Source organism: Salinibaculum sp. SYNS191 (assembly GCF_037338445.1).
GTDB classification, from domain to species: domain Archaea; phylum Halobacteriota; class Halobacteria; order Halobacteriales; family Haloarculaceae; genus Salinibaculum; species Salinibaculum marinum.
This window is the reverse complement of sequence record NZ_CP147838.1, coordinates 459,697-479,671: the sequence shown is the minus strand read 5'-3', so window position 1 is coordinate 479,671 and position 19,975 is coordinate 459,697. Positions and strand designations below refer to the sequence as shown.

At 67.2% G+C, this 19,975-nt stretch carries 21 protein-coding genes; 10 read left to right on the top strand and 11 right to left on the bottom strand.

Features of this window, described 5'->3' with window-relative positions; translation table 11 throughout:
- Nucleotides 1–16: 16 nt before the first annotated feature.
- Complete coding sequence (locus WDJ57_RS02600; protein ID WP_338903647.1) at nucleotides 17–391, top strand: hypothetical protein; 375 nt, start codon at nucleotides 17–19, stop codon at nucleotides 389–391.
- Between the two features lie 127 nt (nucleotides 392–518).
- Entirely contained in the window at nucleotides 519–1,067 is a 549-nt protein-coding gene (gene dpsA, locus WDJ57_RS02595) for a DNA starvation/stationary phase protection protein DpsA (RefSeq protein WP_338903645.1), read from the top strand.
- Between the two features lie 9 nt (nucleotides 1,068–1,076).
- On the opposite strand, the gene WDJ57_RS02590 is transcribed toward dpsA, so the two are convergent.
- Nucleotides 1,077–1,244: a hypothetical protein gene (locus WDJ57_RS02590; protein WP_338903643.1), complete on the bottom strand. Its 168-nt coding sequence runs from the start codon at nucleotides 1,242–1,244 to the stop codon at nucleotides 1,077–1,079.
- A gap of 143 nt (nucleotides 1,245–1,387) precedes the next feature.
- On the opposite strand from WDJ57_RS02590, the gene WDJ57_RS02585 reads away from it, so the two are divergent.
- Together WDJ57_RS02585 and WDJ57_RS02580 are read left to right on the top strand one after the other, a co-directional pair.
- A complete protein-coding gene (locus WDJ57_RS02585; RefSeq protein WP_338903641.1) occupies nucleotides 1,388–1,939 on the top strand; it encodes a DUF7547 family protein in 552 nt (183 codons plus the stop codon).
- 154 nt (nucleotides 1,940–2,093) lie between these two features.
- Nucleotides 2,094–2,579, top strand: a complete 486-nt coding sequence (locus WDJ57_RS02580) for an HTH domain-containing protein (protein ID WP_338903639.1) — start codon at nucleotides 2,094–2,096, stop codon at nucleotides 2,577–2,579.
- A gap of 130 nt (nucleotides 2,580–2,709) precedes the next feature.
- Here the strand turns inward: WDJ57_RS02580 and WDJ57_RS02575 are convergent, their stop codons facing one another.
- Nucleotides 2,710–3,087 carry a Zn-ribbon domain-containing OB-fold protein gene (locus WDJ57_RS02575; protein WP_338903637.1) on the bottom strand — a complete coding sequence of 126 codons (378 nt, stop codon included), beginning with the start codon at nucleotides 3,085–3,087 and terminating at the stop codon, nucleotides 2,710–2,712.
- Complete coding sequence (locus tag WDJ57_RS02570) at nucleotides 3,084–4,238, bottom strand: thiolase C-terminal domain-containing protein (RefSeq protein WP_338903635.1); 1,155 nt, start codon at nucleotides 4,236–4,238, stop codon at nucleotides 3,084–3,086. Before WDJ57_RS02570 ends, WDJ57_RS02575 begins: the two co-directional genes overlap by 4 nt.
- Nucleotides 4,239–4,346: 108 nt before the next feature.
- Between WDJ57_RS02570 and WDJ57_RS02565 the strand changes: the two genes are divergently transcribed.
- Genes WDJ57_RS02565 through WDJ57_RS02540 form a run of 6 tightly spaced genes read left to right on the top strand, consistent with a single transcriptional unit; the run spans nucleotide 4,347 to nucleotide 12,092 of the window.
- Nucleotides 4,347–5,525, top strand: coding sequence for an alpha-1 4-glucan-protein synthase (locus WDJ57_RS02565; protein ID WP_338903633.1), 1,179 nt, complete (start codon nucleotides 4,347–4,349; stop codon nucleotides 5,523–5,525).
- Nucleotides 5,526–5,562: 37 nt separating this feature from the next.
- Nucleotides 5,563–6,738: an extracellular solute-binding protein gene (locus tag WDJ57_RS02560; RefSeq protein WP_338903632.1), complete on the top strand. Its 1,176-nt coding sequence runs from the start codon at nucleotides 5,563–5,565 to the stop codon at nucleotides 6,736–6,738.
- 16 nt (nucleotides 6,739–6,754) lie between these two features.
- Nucleotides 6,755–8,383, top strand: a complete 1,629-nt coding sequence (locus WDJ57_RS02555; protein WP_338903631.1) for an ABC transporter permease — start codon at nucleotides 6,755–6,757, stop codon at nucleotides 8,381–8,383.
- Nucleotides 8,373–9,503: an ABC transporter ATP-binding protein gene (locus WDJ57_RS02550; RefSeq protein WP_338903629.1), complete on the top strand. Its 1,131-nt coding sequence runs from the start codon at nucleotides 8,373–8,375 to the stop codon at nucleotides 9,501–9,503. Before WDJ57_RS02555 ends, WDJ57_RS02550 begins: the two co-directional genes overlap by 11 nt.
- Before the next feature lie 34 nt (nucleotides 9,504–9,537).
- Entirely contained in the window at nucleotides 9,538–11,544 is a 2,007-nt protein-coding gene (locus tag WDJ57_RS02545; RefSeq protein WP_338903627.1) for a glycosyltransferase family 39 protein, read from the top strand.
- Nucleotides 11,541–12,092 (top strand): gluconate 2-dehydrogenase subunit 3 family protein, encoded by a 552-nt coding sequence (locus WDJ57_RS02540; protein ID WP_338903625.1) that lies wholly within the window; start codon nucleotides 11,541–11,543, stop codon nucleotides 12,090–12,092. Before WDJ57_RS02545 ends, WDJ57_RS02540 begins: the two co-directional genes overlap by 4 nt.
- Here the strand turns inward: WDJ57_RS02540 and WDJ57_RS02535 are convergent, their stop codons facing one another.
- The 8 genes from WDJ57_RS02535 to WDJ57_RS02500 form a co-directional block, all read right to left on the bottom strand.
- On the bottom strand, nucleotides 12,093–12,803 hold the full coding sequence (locus WDJ57_RS02535) for a dolichyl-phosphate hexose transferase (RefSeq protein WP_338903623.1): 711 nt from the start codon (nucleotides 12,801–12,803) through the stop codon (nucleotides 12,093–12,095). It lies immediately after the preceding gene.
- A 96-nt stretch (nucleotides 12,804–12,899) separates the two neighbouring features.
- Nucleotides 12,900–14,192, bottom strand: a complete 1,293-nt coding sequence (locus tag WDJ57_RS02530) for a branched-chain amino acid ABC transporter permease (RefSeq protein ID WP_338903621.1) — start codon at nucleotides 14,190–14,192, stop codon at nucleotides 12,900–12,902.
- A gap of 73 nt (nucleotides 14,193–14,265) precedes the next feature.
- Nucleotides 14,266–15,288: a branched-chain amino acid ABC transporter permease gene (locus tag WDJ57_RS02525; protein WP_338903619.1), complete on the bottom strand. Its 1,023-nt coding sequence runs from the start codon at nucleotides 15,286–15,288 to the stop codon at nucleotides 14,266–14,268.
- The gene (locus WDJ57_RS02520) at nucleotides 15,285–15,983 is read right to left on the bottom strand and encodes an ABC transporter ATP-binding protein (protein WP_338903617.1); all 699 of its coding nucleotides are present in this window, start codon (nucleotides 15,981–15,983) and stop codon (nucleotides 15,285–15,287) included. The genes WDJ57_RS02525 and WDJ57_RS02520 overlap by 4 nt, the downstream gene beginning before the upstream one ends.
- Nucleotides 15,980–16,768 carry an ABC transporter ATP-binding protein gene (locus WDJ57_RS02515; RefSeq protein ID WP_338903615.1) on the bottom strand — a complete coding sequence of 263 codons (789 nt, stop codon included), beginning with the start codon at nucleotides 16,766–16,768 and terminating at the stop codon, nucleotides 15,980–15,982. The genes WDJ57_RS02520 and WDJ57_RS02515 overlap by 4 nt, the downstream gene beginning before the upstream one ends.
- Nucleotide 16,769: 1 nt before the next feature.
- On the bottom strand, nucleotides 16,770–18,245 hold the full coding sequence (locus tag WDJ57_RS02510; protein ID WP_338903613.1) for an ABC transporter substrate-binding protein: 1,476 nt from the start codon (nucleotides 18,243–18,245) through the stop codon (nucleotides 16,770–16,772).
- 159 nt (nucleotides 18,246–18,404) lie between these two features.
- On the bottom strand, nucleotides 18,405–19,112 hold the full coding sequence (locus tag WDJ57_RS02505; protein ID WP_338906240.1) for a helix-turn-helix domain-containing protein: 708 nt from the start codon (nucleotides 19,110–19,112) through the stop codon (nucleotides 18,405–18,407).
- The gene (locus tag WDJ57_RS02500) at nucleotides 19,112–19,918 is read right to left on the bottom strand and encodes an alpha/beta fold hydrolase (RefSeq protein ID WP_338903611.1); all 807 of its coding nucleotides are present in this window, start codon (nucleotides 19,916–19,918) and stop codon (nucleotides 19,112–19,114) included. Before WDJ57_RS02500 ends, WDJ57_RS02505 begins: the two co-directional genes overlap by 1 nt.
- Between the last annotated feature and the right edge of the window lie 57 nt (nucleotides 19,919–19,975).

Below are 19,975 nucleotides of genomic sequence, written 5' to 3'. Positions count from 1 at the left end.
CCGCCCTATGGGGCCTATGTCACGCGACCCGATGGCGGCTTTCGAGACCCGAATCCTCGCTGCCGTCAGCGACGACTCCGACATCCCACAGAACGCGTTGCGCGCCATCGCGAGCGCCCATCAGGAGCGTGTCCGCGACCTGCCCGGCGTGGACGACATCGTCTACGAGTGGCGCAACCAGTTCCACCAGGACCCGCTCGTCCACCGGACCGACGCCGTCTACGTGCTCGCGCTTCGACCCCACGTCTGGGAGGAGTTCGGGACGGCGCTGGACCTGAGCGACCGGGAACTGACTGCCCTCCGCGCGCTCCACGACCGCCAGGCGCGGTCGCTGGTCGACGACACGGATCGGTTCGACGGCGACGCCGCCGTGGTCCTCACCCGGCCCTGAACGACCCCGCCCCCGACTTCGACTACTCGACGTGTACTTGTGGGAACGAACACTTAGTTTTCTGATTGAGAAAATAATGTTCTCGGATGCCAGTCTTTAATATGGTCGCGGGAGTACGTGAAACACGATGAGCACTCAGAAGACCGTCAACCAGGAGTTCGGTACAGTAGAGGAGAGCGAGGCCCTGCGCATCGACGCGGAGAAGGCCGAGCAGATAATCGACGCGCTGAACGCGGACCTCGCGGACGCGTACGTGCTCTACCACCAGCTCAAGAAGCACCACTGGAACGTCGAGGGCGCGGAGTTCCGCGACCTCCACCTGTTCCTCGGCGAGGCCGCCGGCAACGTCGAGGAGGCCGCCGACGAACTCGCCGAGCGCGCACAGGCGCTGGGCGGGACGCCGGTCTCCAGCATGGGCAACCTCCAGGAGCACGCGACTATCGAGGCCGAGGACGAGGATGTCTACGACATCCGCACGTCACTGGCGAACGACATGGAGCTCTACGGGGACGTCATCGAGAGCCTGCGCGACCACGTGGAACTCGCCGAGAACCTCGGCGACCACGCGACGGCCCAGATACTCCGGGACATTCTGGTCGAGACAGAGGACGACGCGCACCACATCGAGCACTACCTGGAAAGCGATACGCTGGTCTCCGAGTCCACGATGCACTGACCGCCCGCGTCAGCGACGAAGCGGCACGGTCGTATCGGTCGAAATCCACCCCTCGGTATTCCCGCGTTCGGTGAATACCGTCCGGTCGGGCGAACTCGTGTGTGCGGTGATTTTGCTGCCATTCCCGCCGGAACCGTCAGTGTCACGGACTCCGCGCCGGTCGTCGGCGACTGTCATCGGTTGAGTTAGGTGGGCCTAAAAACAAAAGGATTTTGGTCGGCCTAAGAACGCGGTGCGCTCCCCGGTCCCCCGCGTCCGTGGGTCCTCCGACGGGTGGAGCGTGTCGCAGTCTTATGTGCGCTGGCCCCCTACGCGTCCCCATGAGCGAGACGGACGCGGACCTGCCGGCGCTTCTGTCCGAGTTGACCCGGTCGCTGGAGACCCTACAGGACGAACTGGAGCCGTCCGACCGGCGGGCCCGCCCCCCGACGCCGCGGGAACTCGCCCGCTTCACGAGCGAGGTCACCATCCCCGCCATCGTGCTCGTCCTCGAAACGAACATCCGGGCGCTGCGGCTCGTCCAGCGCGCGCTGCGGTTCGCCGACGGACGCGACGTCCGCCCGTCGGACGACGGCCCCCGGACCCGGCAGCGCGCTGTCGAACTGGGGCGCGCGACGCTCTCGCGGCTGGACGAGACGCTGACCGACCTGGGCGAGGCGCTTGAGGGCCGACCACCCGACGACGAGGCACGGGAACTCCTGACCCGCATCCGCGACATCGAGGACGACATCGAGGCACAGCTAGAGGCCACCGGGGCCGAAGCGGAGCCGGGGCCGGACGGTGTCGAGGTGGACGTCGACGCGGAGCTCGCGTCCCTGAAAGATGACGTGTCAGACGACGATGTAAACGAAGGTGACGACGACAACGTCTGAAAACGTGCTCCGTGACTGGCATTCCACGTGTAAAGCTTTTGGAGAAGTCCTCGAACGGTGTAAATCGACAGAATGAGAATCGACTGAGTGTGACACGTTGTCTCAAATTGTAATCTGATAAAAACGTTTTACTACCCGGACCACGTTTGCCACGATGGAGCATTCCATGCACACGAGCGAACGTGAGGGGGGAATCCGTGTCGAACTGTACGAACGGAGAGAGTTACCGCCGCCGGCACAGACGCAAGTCGACGAGGTCCACCACCAGCTAGACGCGCTCGCCGACCAGGGCACGATTGCCGCTGTCGAGCGCGCCGAGTGGGTGAAGCGGACGCCGGTCGACGACTGCAATCATGAACTGCGGGACACCTATCTGTCCTTCACGACGTGGGCCCGCGAGTCGGGCACACGGCTGACGCCGTTCTTCCAGACCCGCGAGTGTTTCACCCCGGACGAGGGTGAGCACACCGACTGGCTCGTTATGCCTGCGTTCTGTCTGGCTGTCTACGAGGGGGATACGCTGTCGGCAGTCTACCCCCACGCCGACGAACAGGGGACGCGAACCGTCCAGGACGGGGTCCAGGCCCTCCTCGTCGAGGACTCCGAGGACGGGGCACCCAAGACCGTGGCCGCCGACTGACCGCGGCCGGTCTCGCCGCCCATTCTTCGACGGTCGACGCTTCCATGACTGTCGTGTACGTCTGCTCGCAGCCAACTCGCTGTGACTCCTCAGCCTCGCCTGTCCTGTGACGCCAGCGTGTGCGGACCGGTCACTCGACGGGTTCGAACCGGAACCCGCCCCAGTCCTGGCTCTCCCGCGCCCGCAGGCTCGCTTCGGGGTCTCTGAGCTGGTCGACGTACACTGGCTCGACCGTGTCGCCGATTTCGACGGCTGCCGTCGTCCCGCCGAGCGCCCGGACCGTCTGGCCGTCGACGTCGAAGGCCACGATGGCGAGCGTGTTCGGCGCGCGGACCCCCGAGGGCGTCGCGACGCTCTCGGTCCAGGTGAGCACCTCCGCGGTCCGCTCCGAGAGGTCGACGGTCTCGGTCTGCGGTTCGCCGCAGTCGGGACAGCGGCCGTGACCGGGGTAGGTCAGGTGGCCGTTCGGACAGCGGTGGGCTGTCAGGTCCGACCCGTCGTCGCTCATGCCGCACCCGCCTCCAGCAGCGTCGTAATCACGCAGTTACCGAAGCCGCCGACGTTCGTCGCCAGGCCGCGCTCGCAGTCGACCTGACGCTCGCCGGCCTCCCCGCGCAGTTGCCAGTAGAGTTCGACGGCCTGTGCGACCCCGGTCGCGCCGAGTGGGTGGCCCCGCGCCTTCAGGCCGCCGGAGGGATTGACCGGCAGGTCGCCGTCGCGGGCCGTCGTTCCGTCCTCGGCCAGTCGCCAGCCCTCGCCGCGCTCGGCGAATCCGAGCGCCTCCAGTTCCAGCGGTTCCAGCACCGTCACCATGTCGTGTAGCTCCGCGACGTCGACGTCTGTAGGCTCCCAGCCGGCCATCTCGTAGGCCTGCCGGCCGCTCTCGGCGACGGCCGAAAGGGCCAGCGGGTCCGGGCGCTCGTGGACGACGTGGGTGTCCGTCGCGCCCGCGACGCCCGCGACGCGCACGTACTCGTCGGTGTACTCCTCGGCGACGGCGACCGGACAGAACAGGAGCGCCGCGGCCCCGTCGGTGACCGGACAGTAGTCGTAGAGCCGGAGCGGGTCGTTGACGACCGGACTCTCCAGTACCGTCTCCAGGTCGACCGCCTTCTGAAACTGCGCGTCGGGGTTGAGCGCGCCGTTGGCGTGGTTCTTCACCGCGACGCGCGCGAGGCTCTCCCGCGGCACGTCGTACTCCTCCATGTAGAGGCGCGCGGCCATCCCGCCGAACGCCGGCAGCGTCACGCCGTGTTTGTACTCGACGGGGTGGGTGACCGACGCCACCACGTCCGACGTCTCGGCGGTCTCGCGGTGGGTCATCTTCTCCCCGCCGACGAGCAGCGTCATCTCGCTGGCCCCGGAGGCGACCGACTGCCAGGCCTCGTAGACGCCCGCGGCACCCGACGCCGAGGTCTGGTCGACCCGCTCGGCGTAGGCGCCCAGTACGCCCAGGTCGTGGGCGAGCGCGTTCATCGTCCCGGTCTGGCCCTCCAGTTCCCCGCTCGCCATGTTGGAGACGTAGAGGTGCTCGACGGCCTCGCGTCCGACCGGCGCGTCGTCGAGACACGCCCGGCCGGCCTCCGCGAGCAGTTCGCGTATCCACGCGTCGCGCTCCCCGAAGGGGGTCATCGACGCGCCGACGATTGCGACATCCATACCAGGACGTCTGCCGGCGCGGTTGTGACGGTTTCGGTCGGATGGATTAGGCCGTCCTAAAAACCGCAAAAGGTTTTAGGGTGGCCTAAAGATGGGTGAGTAGATACGATGACCGGAACGCCGACCGACACGTGCGTGATAATCCCGACGATTCGGGAGTACGAGTGCGTGCGCTCGTACCTGACGAACGCGCGCGACCACGGCTTCGACACGGACAGACTCGACGTCGTCCTCGTCACGGAAGACTTCTGTGACACCGACGCGATGGAACAGATGCTCGACGAGGAGGGCGTCTCCGGCGAGGTGTTCGACGGCACCCGCCGCGAGGCCTGGCTCGACCGCCACGGTGCGGGCGAGTACTCGCACCTGATTCCGGCGGCCAGCCACGCCCAGACCTCCTTCGGGTTGCTCTACCTGTGGGCCGGCGACTTCGAGTACGGCGTCTTCATCGACGACGACACGCTCCCACACCCGGAGTTCGACTTCTTCGGTCGACACCTCCGGAACCTGCAGTACGAGGGCGAGGTCGAGTCCGTCTCATCGGACGAGCAGTGGGTCAACGTCCTCTACCAGAACGCCGACGAGCACGGCCTGTACCCGCGCGGGTACCCCTACAGCGCGATGGACGAGACCGTGGAGACGGAGACCACAGAGGTCGACGACGTGGTCGCCTCGCAGGGGCTGTGGACCAACGTCCCGGACCTGGACGCCGTCCGCATCCTGATGGACGGCGACCTGCAGGGCCAGGCCGAAACCAGGACGAGCGCCGGGGACTTCGACGGCGACTTCGTGGCCGCGGAGGGGCAGTACCTCACCGTCTGCTCGATGAACCTCGCCTTCCGGCGCGAGGTCGTTCCCGCGTTCTACCAGCTCCCGATGGACGACAACGAGTGGGACGTCGGCCGCTTCGACGACATCTGGTCGGGGCTGTTCCTCAAACGCGCCTGTGACGTGCTCGACAAGCAGATATACAACGGCGACCCGCTCTGTGAGCACAACAAGGCCCCGCGGTCGACGTTCTCGGACCTCACCAACGAGGTCCACGGCCTGGAACTGAACGAACACGTCTGGGAACTCGTCGACGACGCCGGTGCGGACGCGACGAACTACGCCGAGGTGTTCGCGGCCATCGCCGACCGCCTCGCAGAGGGCGACTTCGAGGACTGGGAGAACGGCGCCTTCCTCAACCACTGCGGCGAGTACATGCGCGACTGGCTGGACTGCCTCGACGTGCTGGCGGCCGCAGAGCCCGCAGCGGCAGGGATTCCCACGCCGGGAGACGACTAGAAAGGCATAAGTAATTTAGGCAAACCTAAAACAAACAATGACTGATACTTCGGATTCCGACGGCGAACAGACGGACGTTCGGGCGGGGCTCACGCGTCGCCGCGTCCTCGCTTCCACCGCAGCGCTGGGTGCCACGTCGCTGGCCGGCTGTCTCGGCGGCGGCGACGGCGGCGACGGCGGCGCGGGCGAGATTACCCTCGCGGACTTCCGCGGCTCCGGGCCGCTGGTCGACGCCCGCGGGCAACCGGGCGGGACGTCCATCGAGGACCTCCCGGACCTCTCCGGGGAGCTGAACTTCTACCTCGGCGGCGGCGAGGGCGGGCTCTACCTCGACCTCATCGAGCTGTTTTCGGACATCTACCCCGACTTCTCGTTCGGGCGGACGCTCGACTCCTCGCGGTCGCTCGCGAACAAACTCGGCCAGGAGGCCGCGGCCGGCGTCAGCCCGGCCGACGTGTTCATCTCCGTCGACGCCGGCTCTCTGGGCCAGGTCGCGGACGCGGACGGCGCACTCGAACTGCCGTCGGAGGTGACCAGCGAGGTCCCCGAGAGCCTCCGGACGAACCAGTGGGTCGGCATCGCCGGCCGCGCCCGCGCCGTCCCCTACAACACCGACCAGCTCTCGGAGAGCGACATCCCGGACACGGTGCGTGACTTCCCCCAGACGAGTGCGCTCGCCGACGGGATGGGCTGGGCACCCACCTACAGCGCCTTCCAGTCGTTCGTCACGGCGATGCGGCTCATCCGCGGCGAAGACGCCACTCGCCAGTGGTTGAACGACATGCTGGACCACGGCGTCGAGTCCTTCGACAACGAGTTCCGCGTCTCGAACCAGGTGGCAAACGGCGCGCTGACGGCCGGCTTCGCGAACCACTACTACGCGATGCGGGTCCGGAACCAGCGCCAGAACGCGCCAATCGAACTCACGTTCACCAGCGGCGACGCGGGCGCGCTCATCAACGTCTCCGGCGCGCAGATAGTCAACGGCACCGACAACCAGGAACTCGCGGAGAACTTCCTCCGCCATCTGCTCTCGGCGGAAGCGCAGGAGTTTTTCGCCACCCGGACGTTTGCCTACCCGACAGTCCCGGACGTGGCACCGGTCGGCGACCTTCCCACCATCGACGAACTGAACCCGCCGGACGTCGACCTCTCGGAACTGTCCGACACGGGGCCGACGCTGGCCCTGCTCGACGACGTCGGACTGCTGTAGCGGACTCTCCCCCACCATGGACACACCGGAACTCACAGACAACTCCCGCGCTGACGTGATTCGACACCGGATTCGGCAGGCGCTGCCGACGACGCTGACCGGTGTGTCCGTCCTCATCGCCCTCCTGCTTCTCTCGCCGGTCGCCTGGGTCCTCCTCCAGGCCGCGGCTGTCGGCCCGGACCAGGCCGTCGAGTTGCTCTGGAACGGCGACACGCTCCGCATCGTGACGAACTCGATGGTGCTGGTCGGCGCTGTGACGGCCGCCTCCATCCTCGTCGGCGTCCCGCTGGCGTTCCTGACGGTCCAGACCGACCTCCCCTTCCGCCGGTTCTGGACCATCGTTTCGGCCCTCCCGCTGGTCATTCCCAGCTACATCGGTGCCTTCGCCTTCGTCTCCGCCTTCGGCCCTCGCGGCGTCCTCCAGGGCGTCCTCGCACCGCTGGGCGTCCAGGAACTCCCGGAGATATACGGCCTGGTCGGCACCGTCCTCGTCCTGACGCTGTTTACGTACCCCTACGTCTACCTGACGACACGCGCCTCGCTGCTGTCGTTCGACGGCACCGTCGTCGAGGCGGCCCGCACGCTCAACCACACCCGCTGGGAGGCGTTCCGGCGCGTGACCCTCCCGCAGATCAAGCCCGGCATCGCCGCCGGGTCGCTGCTGGTCGCGCTGTACACGCTGTCCGACTTCGGAACGCCGGCGATAATGCAGTACGACGTGTTCACGCGGATGATTTACGTCTGGTACAACAACGCCTTCCTCGGCCGCGCGGCCCTGTTCTCGCTGCTCCTGCTCGGGCTGACCGTCGGCATCCTCCTGTGGGAGTCCCGTTTCAACGCGAGCCGCGAGGGAGCCCACGTCAGCGCCGGGTCGCGCCGGCCGGGACGCATCTCGCTCGGTCGCTGGAAGTGGCCCGCGCTCGCGTTCTGTTCGCTGGTCGCGCTGCTGGGTCTGGCGGTCCCGCTGGGCGTGCTGTTCATGTGGCTGTTCCGCACCTCGCCCGCGTACGCCGAGGGCGGACTGACCTTCGAACTCTCCTACGCGTTCAACTCCATCGGTGTCGCGGCGGCGGCCGCCGTCGCCGCTGTCGCGCTGGGGCTGCCGATCGCCTACCTGGCCGCCCGGAGCGACGGGTGGCTCGGTTCGCTGCCCGAGCGGGCGACCTACGTCGGCTACGCGATGCCGGGGGTCGTGCTCGGACTGGCGCTCATCTTCCTCGGGCTGAAGTACGTCAGCGCGCTCTATCTCACGGTGCCGCTGCTGGTGTTCGCCTACGTCGTCCGCTTCATCCCGCAGGCGGTGGGGACCATCGAGTCCTCCATCCTCCAGGTCGACCCGAAGCACGGCGAGGCGGCCCGCTCGATGGGTAACTCGCCGCTGCGGTCGTTCCGGCGGGTTGTCTTCCCCCAGATTGCCCCCGGCGTCGTCGCCGGCGGCGCGCTGGTCTTCCTGACGACGATGAAGGAACTGCCGGCGACGCTCCTGCTCCGGCCGCTGGGATTCGAAACATTCGTTACCTACATCTGGCAAGTACAGGAACAGGGATACTACGGGCAGGCGGCCGTCCCCGCGCTGATACTCGTCGCCGTCTCTGCCCTCTCGATGCTCATCATCCTCAAGGGAGACCGATACGATGTCACGTAACGAACCACGCCCCGCCGCCGAGCCCGTCAGTGCACGCACGGAGGACACCATCGCGACGGCCGAGACCGTCCTCGAACTCGACGGCGTGACCCGTCAGTTCGGCGAGGAGGCCGCCGTCGAGGACCTGTCGCTGTCGGTCCGGGACGGCGAACTCCTGACGCTGCTGGGTCCGTCCGGGTGTGGCAAGACCACCACTCTCCGACTCATCGCCGGCCTCGACCGGCCCACGACGGGGTCTATCACTATCGCCGGCGTCGACGTCGCCTCGGAGACCGGGTTCGTCGCCCCGGAGGACCGCGACGTCGGACTGGTCTTCCAGAACTTCGCGCTCTTTCCGCACCTCTCCGTCGAGGAGAACATCGCGTTCGGCATCGACGACTGGGACGAGGCCGACCGCGAGGCCCGCGTCGCTGAGTTGCTGGAACTGGTGGGGCTGGTCGAGCACAGAAAGAAGATGCCGACGCAACTGTCGGGCGGTCAGCAACAGCGGGTCGCGCTGGCACGCTCGCTCGCCCCGGAACCGGACGTGCTCCTGCTGGACGAACCGTTCTCGAACCTGGACGTGCGCCTGCGCGTCGAGATGCGCGAGGAGGTCCGGCGCATCCTGAAGGAGGCCGGCGTCACCGCCGTCTCCGTCACGCACGACCAGGAGGAGGCGCTGTCCATCAGCGACCGCGTCGCCATCATGAACGACGGCCACATCGAGCAGATCGGCCAGCCGGAGGTCGTCTTCGAGAACCCCGAGTCCCGCTTCGTCGCCAGTTTCCTCGGCCGGGCGAGTTTCATCACCGGTCGCGTCCGCGGCGACACGGTCGAGACGCCGCTGGGAACGCTCTCCACCGAGCAGATTAACGGTCCCCTCTCCGCCTACGACGGCGCACAGATAGACGTGCTCGTCCGGCCGGACGACCTGGAGGCGACGTCGACGGAAGAACCCCTCGCGGACGGCAGCGTCGTCCACCGGCAGTACAACGGCCCGAACTTCGTCTACCGCGTCGAACTGGACACCGGGGGCATCGTCCGCTGTCTCCACAACCACGTCGAGACCTTCGAACACGGGCAACCGGTCGCCGTCGACATCGTGGCCGACCACCCGCTCGCGTGGTACCCCACCGAGTGACATGGCCGCGCCCCGGGACCGGCTCGCAACTTTCTTGACTCCCCGACGCCTCGCTGCCCTGCTGAGTCTCGTCGCCGCACTCGCGGTCGTCGCCATCGCCGAGGGAATCTTCCCGTACCACACCTCCAACCACGACGAGGGGGTCTACCTCCAGCAGGCCGCGATGTTGCTGGAGGGACAACTGACGATATCGCCGCCGGTCGCCGAGTCCTTTCGCCCGTGGTTCTTCGTCGCCGACGGCGGCCAGCTGTACCCGAAGTACACGCCCGTCGCGGCGGCCATCTTCGCCGTCGGCGGCCTGCTCGGCTCCTACACCATCTCGCTCGGCCTGGTCGCAGGCGTCGCCGTCGCGCTCGCCTACGCCATCGTCGCGGAGGTGTTCGACCGCAGGACTGCCGTGGTCGCCGCCGCCCTCGTCCTCGCCTCGCCGCTGTTCCTCGTCGACGCCGCCGTCTTCCTGTCGTACGTCCCGACGTTCGCTCTCAATCTCCTCTTTGCCTGGGCGTACCTGCGCGCCGACCGGACCGGGGACCGCCGGTTCGCCGCGCTGGCCGGCGCTGCCGTCGGCCTCGCCTTCTTCTCGCGGCCGTTCACGGCCGTCCTCTTCGCGCTCCCGTTCGTCGCCCACGCCGTCTGGACGCTTCGGACACTGGCGCGGCCGGTCGTCGTCCGCCAGGTCGTGACCGCCGCACTTGGCCTGGCCGGCGTCGCGGTCACGCTCGGCTACAACGCCGTCGTCACCGGCGACCCGCTGGTCTTCCCCTACCAGGCCTTCGCGCCGCGGGACGGCCTCGGCTTCGGCCTCCGGCGGATTCTCGGCTACGAACGCGTCTACGACCTCCCGCTGGCTCTGGAGGCCAACGCCCGCGTGCTGTGGTCCTACGTGACCGAGTGGAGCGTGGCCGCCCCGCTGGGCGTGCCCGTCGCGCTCGGCGGTCTCGCGGTCGTCCTCTCCCGGTTGCGGACCGACCGCGACCCCTGGAAACTGACGCTTGCCGGGCTGTTCGTGACGATTCCGGTCGGCAACGTCTACTTCTGGGGGAACCTGAACATCCTCGGCCAGCTATCGGTGCCGACAGACGGTCTCATCTCCTTCCTCGGGCCGTACTACCACGTCGGCCTCCTCCTGCCGACGGCCGCGTTCGGGGCTGTCGCGCTCGTCGCCGTCGGCCGGCGCGTCCGGGCGCTCTCCCGCGACCAGTCTCAGCGGGTCCGCGTCGCCGTTATCGCCGCGGTGGTCGTCCTCGGAACGCTCGGCACGGCGCTGGCGGTCGGTGCCGTCGCCGACCCGCTGGCGGACAACCGCGAGGTGACCGACCAGTACGAGCAGGCCTACCAGCCCTTCGAGGACCGGGAGTTCGAGAACGCGCTGGTCTTGCTCCCGACGCCCTACGGCGACTGGCTCAACCACCCCTTCCAGGTGCTGCGCAACGACCCCGGCTACGACGGCGACGCCGTCTACGCGCTCCAGCACCGCCAGTTCGCCGTGGTCGACGCCTTCCCCGACCGGACGGTCTATCGCTACGCCTACCGCGGCCAGTGGACGCCCTACAGCGGGCAGTCGGTGACCCCGCGACTCCAGCGGGTCCAGGCCGTCGCCGGCGACAGCGTCACCGCGTCGCTGTCGGTCGGGCTCCCGCAGTACACGGAGGCAGTCGAGGTGCGCGTCTCCAGCGGCAGCGCGGGCAGCGATATCCTGGCGGGGCCGTCCGGGGACGCGCTCGCCCTCGATGCGACGGTCGCCGACGGCACGGTGACGGTCTCCTCGTCGGCGTTCGACGGGAACGTCTCGACGGCGGTGCGAGACAATCAGTCGGTGAAACTCACCGTCTTCGTCGACTACGGCACCCTGGGCTCGTTCGAGTACGTCGCGCGGCTGCCGGTCGAACGGAACTCAGGCGGGTACCGCGCGCTGACGCCACGACTGGAGGTGTGTCGCTCGCCGCGGCTCTGTGGCGGCGAGGCGGCGTACGTCCCCGGAACGCACCGCGAGGGCATCTGGATGAACACGACGCTGACGGCGGAGAACCTCGACCGATGACAGACTACGAACTCTCACGGCGCGACGCGATAGCTGCACTGACCGCCGCCGGCATCGGCGTCTCCGCCGGCGGTGTACTGACCTGGGACTACCTGACCGATGGTGACGAGCGCCCGCCCGACGTCACGCTCTCCGACGACGACCGAGCGACGCTGGACGCCCTCGCCGAGACGGTCTACCCGTCAGAGGTCTCCGGCATCCCGGCGTTCGTCGAGAGCTACGTCGTCGGCCGCCTCGACGACCACCCCGACCGCGAGGCGGAGATGGTCTACGCCATCGAGGAACTGGACAGCTACGCGGAGGAGTGGCACGACCGACCGTTCCGGGACCTCGACGCGGGGGAGCGCGACGACACGCTGGACATGATGGGACTGGACGTGACCGACCCGGACCCGGACGGCAACGGCGCCGAGCGAATCCGCTTTTACCTGCTGAACGAACTGCTGTTCGCGCTGTACGCGTCGCCCACCGGCGGCGAACTGCTCGGCCTGGAGAACCCGCAGGGCTATCCCGGCGGGACGGACAGCTACCAGCAGGGGCCCCCGTAGCTACCGGAGGCGTTCCTCGATACAGACCCGCAGAATCGAGTACGCGATCTCCGCACCGCCCTTGAACGGGTCGAGTTTCGTCTCGCCTTTCCGCTCGCTGTACTCGATGGGGACCTCGCGGACCTCGTAACCGCGCATCACCGGACGAATCAGCAGTTCCGCGGAGAGACCGGTGTTCTCGGTCCACTCGATTTTCTCGACAATCTCGCGGCGGTACGCGCGCATCCCCGTCGTCGTGTCGTGGACGCGCTCGCCCATCAGGAGGCTCGCGAGCGCAGCGAAGGCGTGGTTCCCGAGGCGGTTGAGCGCCGGCATCGTCTCCGCACCGTGGTAGAGACGGTCGCCGCTGACCACGTCACAGCCCTCGTTGATGGCGTCGAGGAAGTCCGGCAGGCGCTCCATCGGGTAGGTGTCGTCACAGTCAGTCGTCACCACGACGGGACGCTCGGCGGCCAGTAGCGCCGCGCGGACGGCCACGCCGTACCCCTGTGGCTCCTGTTCGATGACGCGGGCTCCGAGGTCCCGCGCTATCTCCGGCGTCCGGTCCGAGGACCCGTCGACGCAGACGATTTCCGCGCGCCCGTCCGTCACCCGCTGGACGTCCTCGATGACCGTCGCGATTGCCTCCTCCTCGTTGTACGTTCCCATGACGACGGAGAGGTCGTCGAACGTGAACTCCTCGGCCGCACGTGTGGTGTCTACCGCTGTCATTGGTTCCCCTCTCTGCTGGCAGAACTTGAGTTTTTAGGTTCGCCAAAAACAGTGCTGCTCGGTCGACACGTCGGTGCGAGAGGGCGGAGGAGGGCCTCAGCGGTCGCCGAAGACCGACCGGATGCGGTCGAGTCGCCGGCCGAGCCAGTCGGGGAACGTCTTGGCCAGTTTCCCGCCGACTGCCAGCCTGAGCGTCCCCAGGAGCCCGCCGGGGACGAACAGGATGAAGAGGATGAACACGATGCCGATGTACAGCGCCGGGTGGCCGACGATCCAGATGTCGACTATCTCCTCGACGCTGGTGCCGGGCAGGCCGGTGTTCAGGAGCCACTCCAGGTTGTCGGCGAGGAACTCCTTGATGCCGTTGTTGCCCTTCCCGCCGGCTATCTCCCGGAGGTTGAAATCGAAGAGGTAGCCGTAGAAGGGGCCGGCGAGCGTGCCGATGCCGCCGATGAGCGTCGCGACCAGCGCCTCGCCGGCGCGCTCGATGACGCCGAAGTCGCGGGCGGGGTCGCCCTGCTGCTGACTGACGGCAAAGAGCGCGCCGGCCACGCCCGCGAAGAAGGCGCTGATGCCGAACGCGCCCATCTTGTAGCGGAACGTGTCGTAGCCGATGGCCTTCGCGCGCTCCTCGTTCTCCCGGATGGCGACCATCACGCGCCCGAAGGGCGAGTGGATGAACCGCTGCATCGCGAGGTAACAGAGGAGGACGACGAGTCCGACGAGGTAGTACGACAGCACCTCGCCCTGGATGGCCGGGTTCGCCACGACGTAGTTCCCGATGAGCGGAATCGCGCTCAGGACGTCCAGCACAAGCCCCAGCAGCGGCACCTCGCCGAGCATGACGGGACTGTTGCGCAACGCGAACGGCCCCACCGGCAGCGTCAGCGCGTCGACGAACGGCAGGCCGATAGAGGGCGGACTGTCGAGCAGCGGGAGGGTCAGCCCTTCCGCGCCGAAGAACCCCTCCGCGGTGAACCGCGCCAGCTCGGCGAATCCGAGCGTGATCATCGCGAAGTAGACGCCGGTCAGGCGGAACGACACCGCCCCGACCAGCAGCGCCAGGACGATGGACAGCACGCCCGCGACGAGCATGAGGACCATAAAGGGCAGCGTCGCGGGAATCCAGCCCAGTAGCGGCATCCCCTCGAAACTCCCGGCGTAGACGCCGAGGACGAGGAACACGCCCGTTCCGAAGAACAGCGAGTGGCCGAAGGAGAGGTAGCCGGTGTAGCCGCTGATGAAGTCGAAGGACATCGCAAAGAGGGCCACCGTCAGCAGGTTCAGCATCGTCGACATCGACGGGAAGAGGAGTTTGCCGACCGTGGTTCCCTCCGCGCCGCCGACGTAGTGGTAGACACCGGGGTAGAGGACGAGAAAGAGGACCACCAGCAGGTGGACGGTGTGGTCGCGAGCGTAGGTTCCCAGCCAGCCTGGCAGGACCCCGCTCTCGGTGGTGGAGCTAATGGCCGCCCACCTCCTCTTCGCCGTAGAGCCCGGTCGGTTTCACGATGAGCATCACGATGAGCAGGATGAAGATGAGCATCGAGGGCAACTGGGCGAAGTCGCCGAAGTTGATACCAGCTATCTGCGTCTGGTTCGTGAACAGCGCGTTTCCGAACTGCGCGAAGATGCCCGCCACGCCGGAGGCGACGACGGTCCCCTTGAAGGTGCCGAGGCCGCCGACGACCACCACGATGAACGCGGGCAGCAGGGCTTCGGCACCGAGGGTTATCTGGAGCTTGTAGACCGGGTCCCAGATGAGAAAGAGCCCCGAGACGCCGGCCAGCCCGATACCGACGCCGAAGACGAGCGTGAACACGCGCCGGACGTTGATGCCAAGTGCCTCCGCCATCTCGGAGTCCTCGCTGCCGGCCCGGATGAACAGGCCGTAGCGGGTCCGGTTGAGGAACAGCCAGACGGCGACGACGACCACCGCGCCGACGACGAACTCGAAGATGTAGAGCCAGCGGACGGTGATGTCGCCGAGCACCAGGTTCTCGCCCTCGCCGAGGAACGCCGGCCCGTAACTCGCGGGCGCGGAGTAGACCCGGTAGGGGTCGATGTCCCACAGCTGCAGGAGGATTGTCAGGAACTCGTCGAGGACCAGCGCCACGCCGAAGGTGAGCAGAATCTGGTCGATGGGCGGCCGGTCGTAGAGCTGTCTGATGAGGCTGAACTCGATGCTCGCGCCGAACATCGAGAGGACGACGAAGACGCCGAACGCCGCCATCACGAGGGCGGTGATCGCGCCCAGGCCGACGGCGTCGGTCGACGAGATGGTCAGGAGCACCGCGGCCCCCGCGAACGCGCCGTAGGTCGTCAGCGACCCGTGTGCGAAGTTGAGCACGCCCATCAGACCGAAGATGAGCGACAGTCCGCTGGCGATGAGCACGAACACGCCCGCCGTGCCCATCCCGCGGATGACGATTTCGGCGAGTTCCGCCGGACTGAACTGGAGAACTACGGATTCGAGACCTATCATGCTGAGAGATACTCCCTGAGTCGTTCGGATTCTGCAGATACCTCGTCGACGCTCCCCCCGTCGACGACCTGTCCGTGGTCGATGACGTAAAAGCGGTCCGCGAGGTCGAGCGCCAGGCCGAGGTTCTGCTCGACCAGCAACATCGGGACCTGCTCCGAGACGGTGTCGAGTGCCTCGCCCACGTCCTGGACGATTTGCGGGGCCAGCCCCTCGCTTGGCTCGTCGACGAGCAACATCTCGTTGTCGCCGACCAGTCCGCGCGCGATGGCGAGCATCTGCTGTTGCCCGCCCGAGAGCGTGCCCGCGTCCTGCGTGCTGCGTTCTTCGAGAATCGGGAACGTCTCGTAGGACAGGTCCAGCGCGTCCTGGATGCCGTCCTCGGAGGGGACCGCGGCCCGGATGTTCTCCTCGACGGTCAGCGCCGAGAAGATGCGCCGGTCCTCGGGAATCCAGCCGAGGCCGAGGTCCGCCACCTCGTTGGTCCGCTTGCCGACCAGTTCCTCGCCTTTGAACCTGACACTCCCCTCACGGGGCGGGGTCAACTGGAGGATGGTCCGCATCGTCGTCGTCTTCCCGACGCCGTTGCGCCCGAGCAGCGCGACGACTTCGCCGTCGTCGACCGAAAGCGAGACGCCCTCGAGGATGTGGCTCTCGCCGTAGTAGGTCTGGACGTCCTCGACCTCCAGGAGACTCATGCGACGCCCTCCCCGCTGGCCGAGTCGGCGTCGCTGTCCAGGTCGCCCTCCTCGTAGCCGCCGAGGTAGGCCTCCTGGACGTTCGGGTCGTTGCGGACCGCCTCCGGTTCGTCGTCGGCGATGACCGACCCCTGATTCAGGACCACGATGCGGTCGCTGACCTGCATGACGATGTCCATGTTGTGCTCGACCAGCAGGACCGCGTGGTCCTCGCTGACCTCCTCGATGAGGTCGATGATCTCGCCGACGCTCTCGGAGGAGACGCCGGCGTTGGGTTCGTCCAGCAGGAGCACGTCGGGGTCGGCGGCCATCGCGATGCCGACCTCCAGTTTCCGCTTCGCGCCGTGGCTCAGGCTGTCCGCGCGGTCGTGGGCGCGGTCGTCGAGGCCGACGCGTTCGAGGATGCGGTGGGCCTCCTCGTGGAACTCGTCGTAGGCGTTGTAGTTGCGCCAGAGGTGCAGCGACTTGCTGCTGTGGGCCTGTGCCGCGATGCGGACGTTCTCGACGACGGTGCTGAGCGGGAAGATGTTCGTTATCTGGAAGGACCTGTGGATGCCGAGGGAGGCGGTCTCCTGGGGGGAGGCGTCCGTGATGTCCTCTCCCTGGAACGTGATCGTTCCCTCGGTCGGTTCGAGCGCGCCGGTCAGCAGGTTGAAGAACGTCGTCTTCCCCGCTCCGTTCGGACCGATGAGCGAACACAGTTCGTCGGAGTCCAGCTCGAAGTCCACGTGGTCCGTGGCGACGATGCCGCCGAACCGCTTCGTGAGCCCTTCCGTCCGGAGCATATCAGGACAGGTCGCAGCTCTGCTGGTCCTTGGGCTGGGTCGTCTCCTCGGGGGCGTACGTCTGGACCGGGTCGCCGGGCTGGATGGCGGCGTTCCAGTACTCCGAGTTCTGGGTCGGAATCGCCGGGGCGACGGTCATGGCCGAGCGGGCCTGGTTGTTCCACTCCTGGAACTGGTAGCCGCCCTCACCTTTCATCGTCGTGTTGACCGACATGCCCTTCAGCGCCTCGCGGATGTCGTCACCGTTGGCGGACCCGCTCTCGGTGACCGCCTGGTCGATTGCCGACGCAGCCGTGAACAGGCCGGAGGTGAACAGGTCGGCGTTGGTGCCGTAGGCGTCGCGGTGGACCTGGTTTGCCTGGGTGTTCATCTCGTTGTCGTACTGGTTCCAGTGGTACCGCGTCGTCAGCGGCCCGAGACCGGCGCTCTCGATGGATTCGGCGGTGAGTTCGTCGAGATTGTTGTTCAGCACCTGGCCGAACGCGCCCGCGGCGATTTTCGTCGCGAAGCCGCCGACGAAGCGGAAGTCGTAGTCGTTGGCGAGGTAGGTTCCGAGCATCGCCGGGAGCGCTGCCACGGTGAACCCGCCGATGATGGCGTCGACGCCAGCGTTGGTCGCGTTCTCGAATTGGCCCGGCCAGTCGTCGGAGTAGTCCGCCGGCAGCGCCTGCGAGCCCGACACGGTGACCCCGTTGGCCTCCAGCACGCGCTTGTAGTTGTTGAACACCGACTCGCCGAAGCTGTAGTCGGCGTAGTAGATGTAGACGCTGTTGATGTCGTCGCGCGCGTTCGCGATGTAGCGGCCGCCGCTCTGTGCGTCCATCGCCACCGTCTCGCTAGCGCGATACACCGTCTCACCGCAGTTCGCCTCGCTGCCAGTCAGGCTGACCGAGGCCGCCGGGCCGGCCATGTACGGGACGTTCGACCGCTTGGCGACGTTGTTGGCGATTGCTGTCGCACTGGCCGAACTCGTCCCACCGGCGATGATGTCCGCACCGGCGTTCTGTACGAGGTCCGTCGCCTGGGACTGTGCCTCACCCGAGGCACCCTGGGAGTCCCGGACGTCGACGATGTATGTCGTGTCGCCGAGTGTGAACTCCGTCTCGCCGGTGCCGACCTCCGAAGGGATGTCCGCGCCGGCGTAACCGAAGTAGGTGTAGAATCCGCGGAGGGCGATGTTGCCGTAGGGGCCGAGCGCGCCCGACTGGGGCTGAACCATCCCGATGCGCACTTCCGCGTCCGGTCGGGACGCCGTGTCGCCACCGTCGCCGCCGTCGCTGCCGTCACTCCCGTCGCCACCGGACCCGCCATCGCTGCCGGACCCGCCGTCACCGCCATCACCGCCGTCACTTCCGTCGCCGCCGTCGCCGCCGTCGCCACCGTCTCCCCCGTCCCCGCCACAGCCTGCGAGGGCAATCGTTCCCGCCGCTCCGAGTGTGCTAATCACGCGTCTGCGTGTGATGTCATTCGAGTCCATGACGAACTAAAATACAGTAGATAATCATTAAAAAAACACTGGTTAATATGTGAGTCGCGGCCGTTCACTCAACGTAATATCACCATACGCTACCGGGAAAGTTCCTCTTTCTGACACCATACAATTCACAGCTAGACGACACTAGCGGTCGGGTTTAAGTCAGTCCGGGTCGCTCTCGGAGAGCACGCCGACGACGCCTTCGAGCACCTTCTGTTGCCCGCGGCGGAGGTTCTTCGAGAGCGCGGGTTTCGAGATGTCGAACTGGTCCGCCAGGTCCCCGAGCGTCGTCTCCCGCGGCGACTGGAAGTACCCGCCCTCGACGGCTGCGATGAGGGTTCGTTCCTCGACGTCCGTCAGTCCGCGACAGCTCTCGACGAGCTGTCTCGCCGAGTCGAGTGCCGCGACCACGTCGCCGACATCCGAGAAGCCGTCCTGGCGGCGGGAGACGACGGTGAAGTCGTTGTTTCGCTCCAGTTCCGAGAGGGTGATGTCTGCACGCACCCGCGAGTCGAAGCCGACGTGCCACTGTTCGGTCCCCGACTCGATGTAGAACGGCCCGCTGATGTAGCCGTCGTTGGCTCGAATCGTCTGCATCGCGTCCGTCTCGTCGATGGCGGTGTAGATGTGCGCGACGTCGTCCCACTGTCTGATGAGGGTGTACTCGGCCATGTGGGGGTGGTCGCGCAGCGCCGCCAGCCCCGCGTCCAGGCCGCTGCGGTCGCTCCCCTCGACGACCATCCGCGTCTCCAGTTCCCTGTTCGACGTGTCGAACTCCCACTGGAACGTCGAGAACGACACGTCGTGGTCGGCGGTGGTGTCGATAAAGGGGCAGTCGTACTGCTCCATCTCCATCGATATCTCGATCATCACTGCCCCGCCAGGAACGACCGGATACGCTCGTTGACGGCGTCGGCCCGCTCGATGAAGAACAGGTGCGACCCGCCCTCGTCGAACGTCTCGAACGTCGGGTCGGGAATCCCGTCGGCGAGCAGTTTCCCGTTGCCGACCGGGACGACCTGGTCGCGCTCCCCGTGGAGAATCAGCGTCGGCAGCGCCAGTTCGTCCAGGCGGTCGCTCACGTCGAAGGCCTCGACCGCCGCGCCCTGCCACTGGCGGGGCTGGTCGTCGGCGTCGGTCTCCAGCCGCCAGTCGACGATGTCCTCGATGAGGCCGTCGTTGGCCGCCCAGAACTCGTCGGTCATCGCCGGCTCCATCTTGTACCGGATGGCCTCGCGCTCGTCGTACTCCTCGGGCACGCCGAACATCCGCTCCAGGGTCGACTCGGGAATCGGCACCTCGTCGGGGCCGCCCGGCGTCGTACACAGCAGCGTCAGCGACGCCGCGCGGTCGTAATCGAGCGCGTACCGCTGTGCTATCATCCCGCCCATACTCGCGCCGACGATGTGGGCCGCGTCGACGTCCGCGTCGGCCAGCACGGCCTCCAGGTCCGCCGCCATCTCCCGAATCGTGTACGGACCCTCCGGGGCGTCAGAAGACCCGGTCCCGCGGTTGTCGGGCAGCAGCACGTCGTAGTCCTCTGCCAGCGCCTCGCGCTGCCAGCGCCACATCCAGCGGCCGTATCCCAGCCCCTCGACGAACACCACCGTCTCGCCGGCGTCGGTCCCGGCGCGCTCGTACGCCAGTCGGACGTCGCCGTTCTCCGCGAAGTGCATGGCCCCCGTTACGAGGGTCAACGTGTTGAATGTTTATGCTCGTTCGACGGGCTGTCG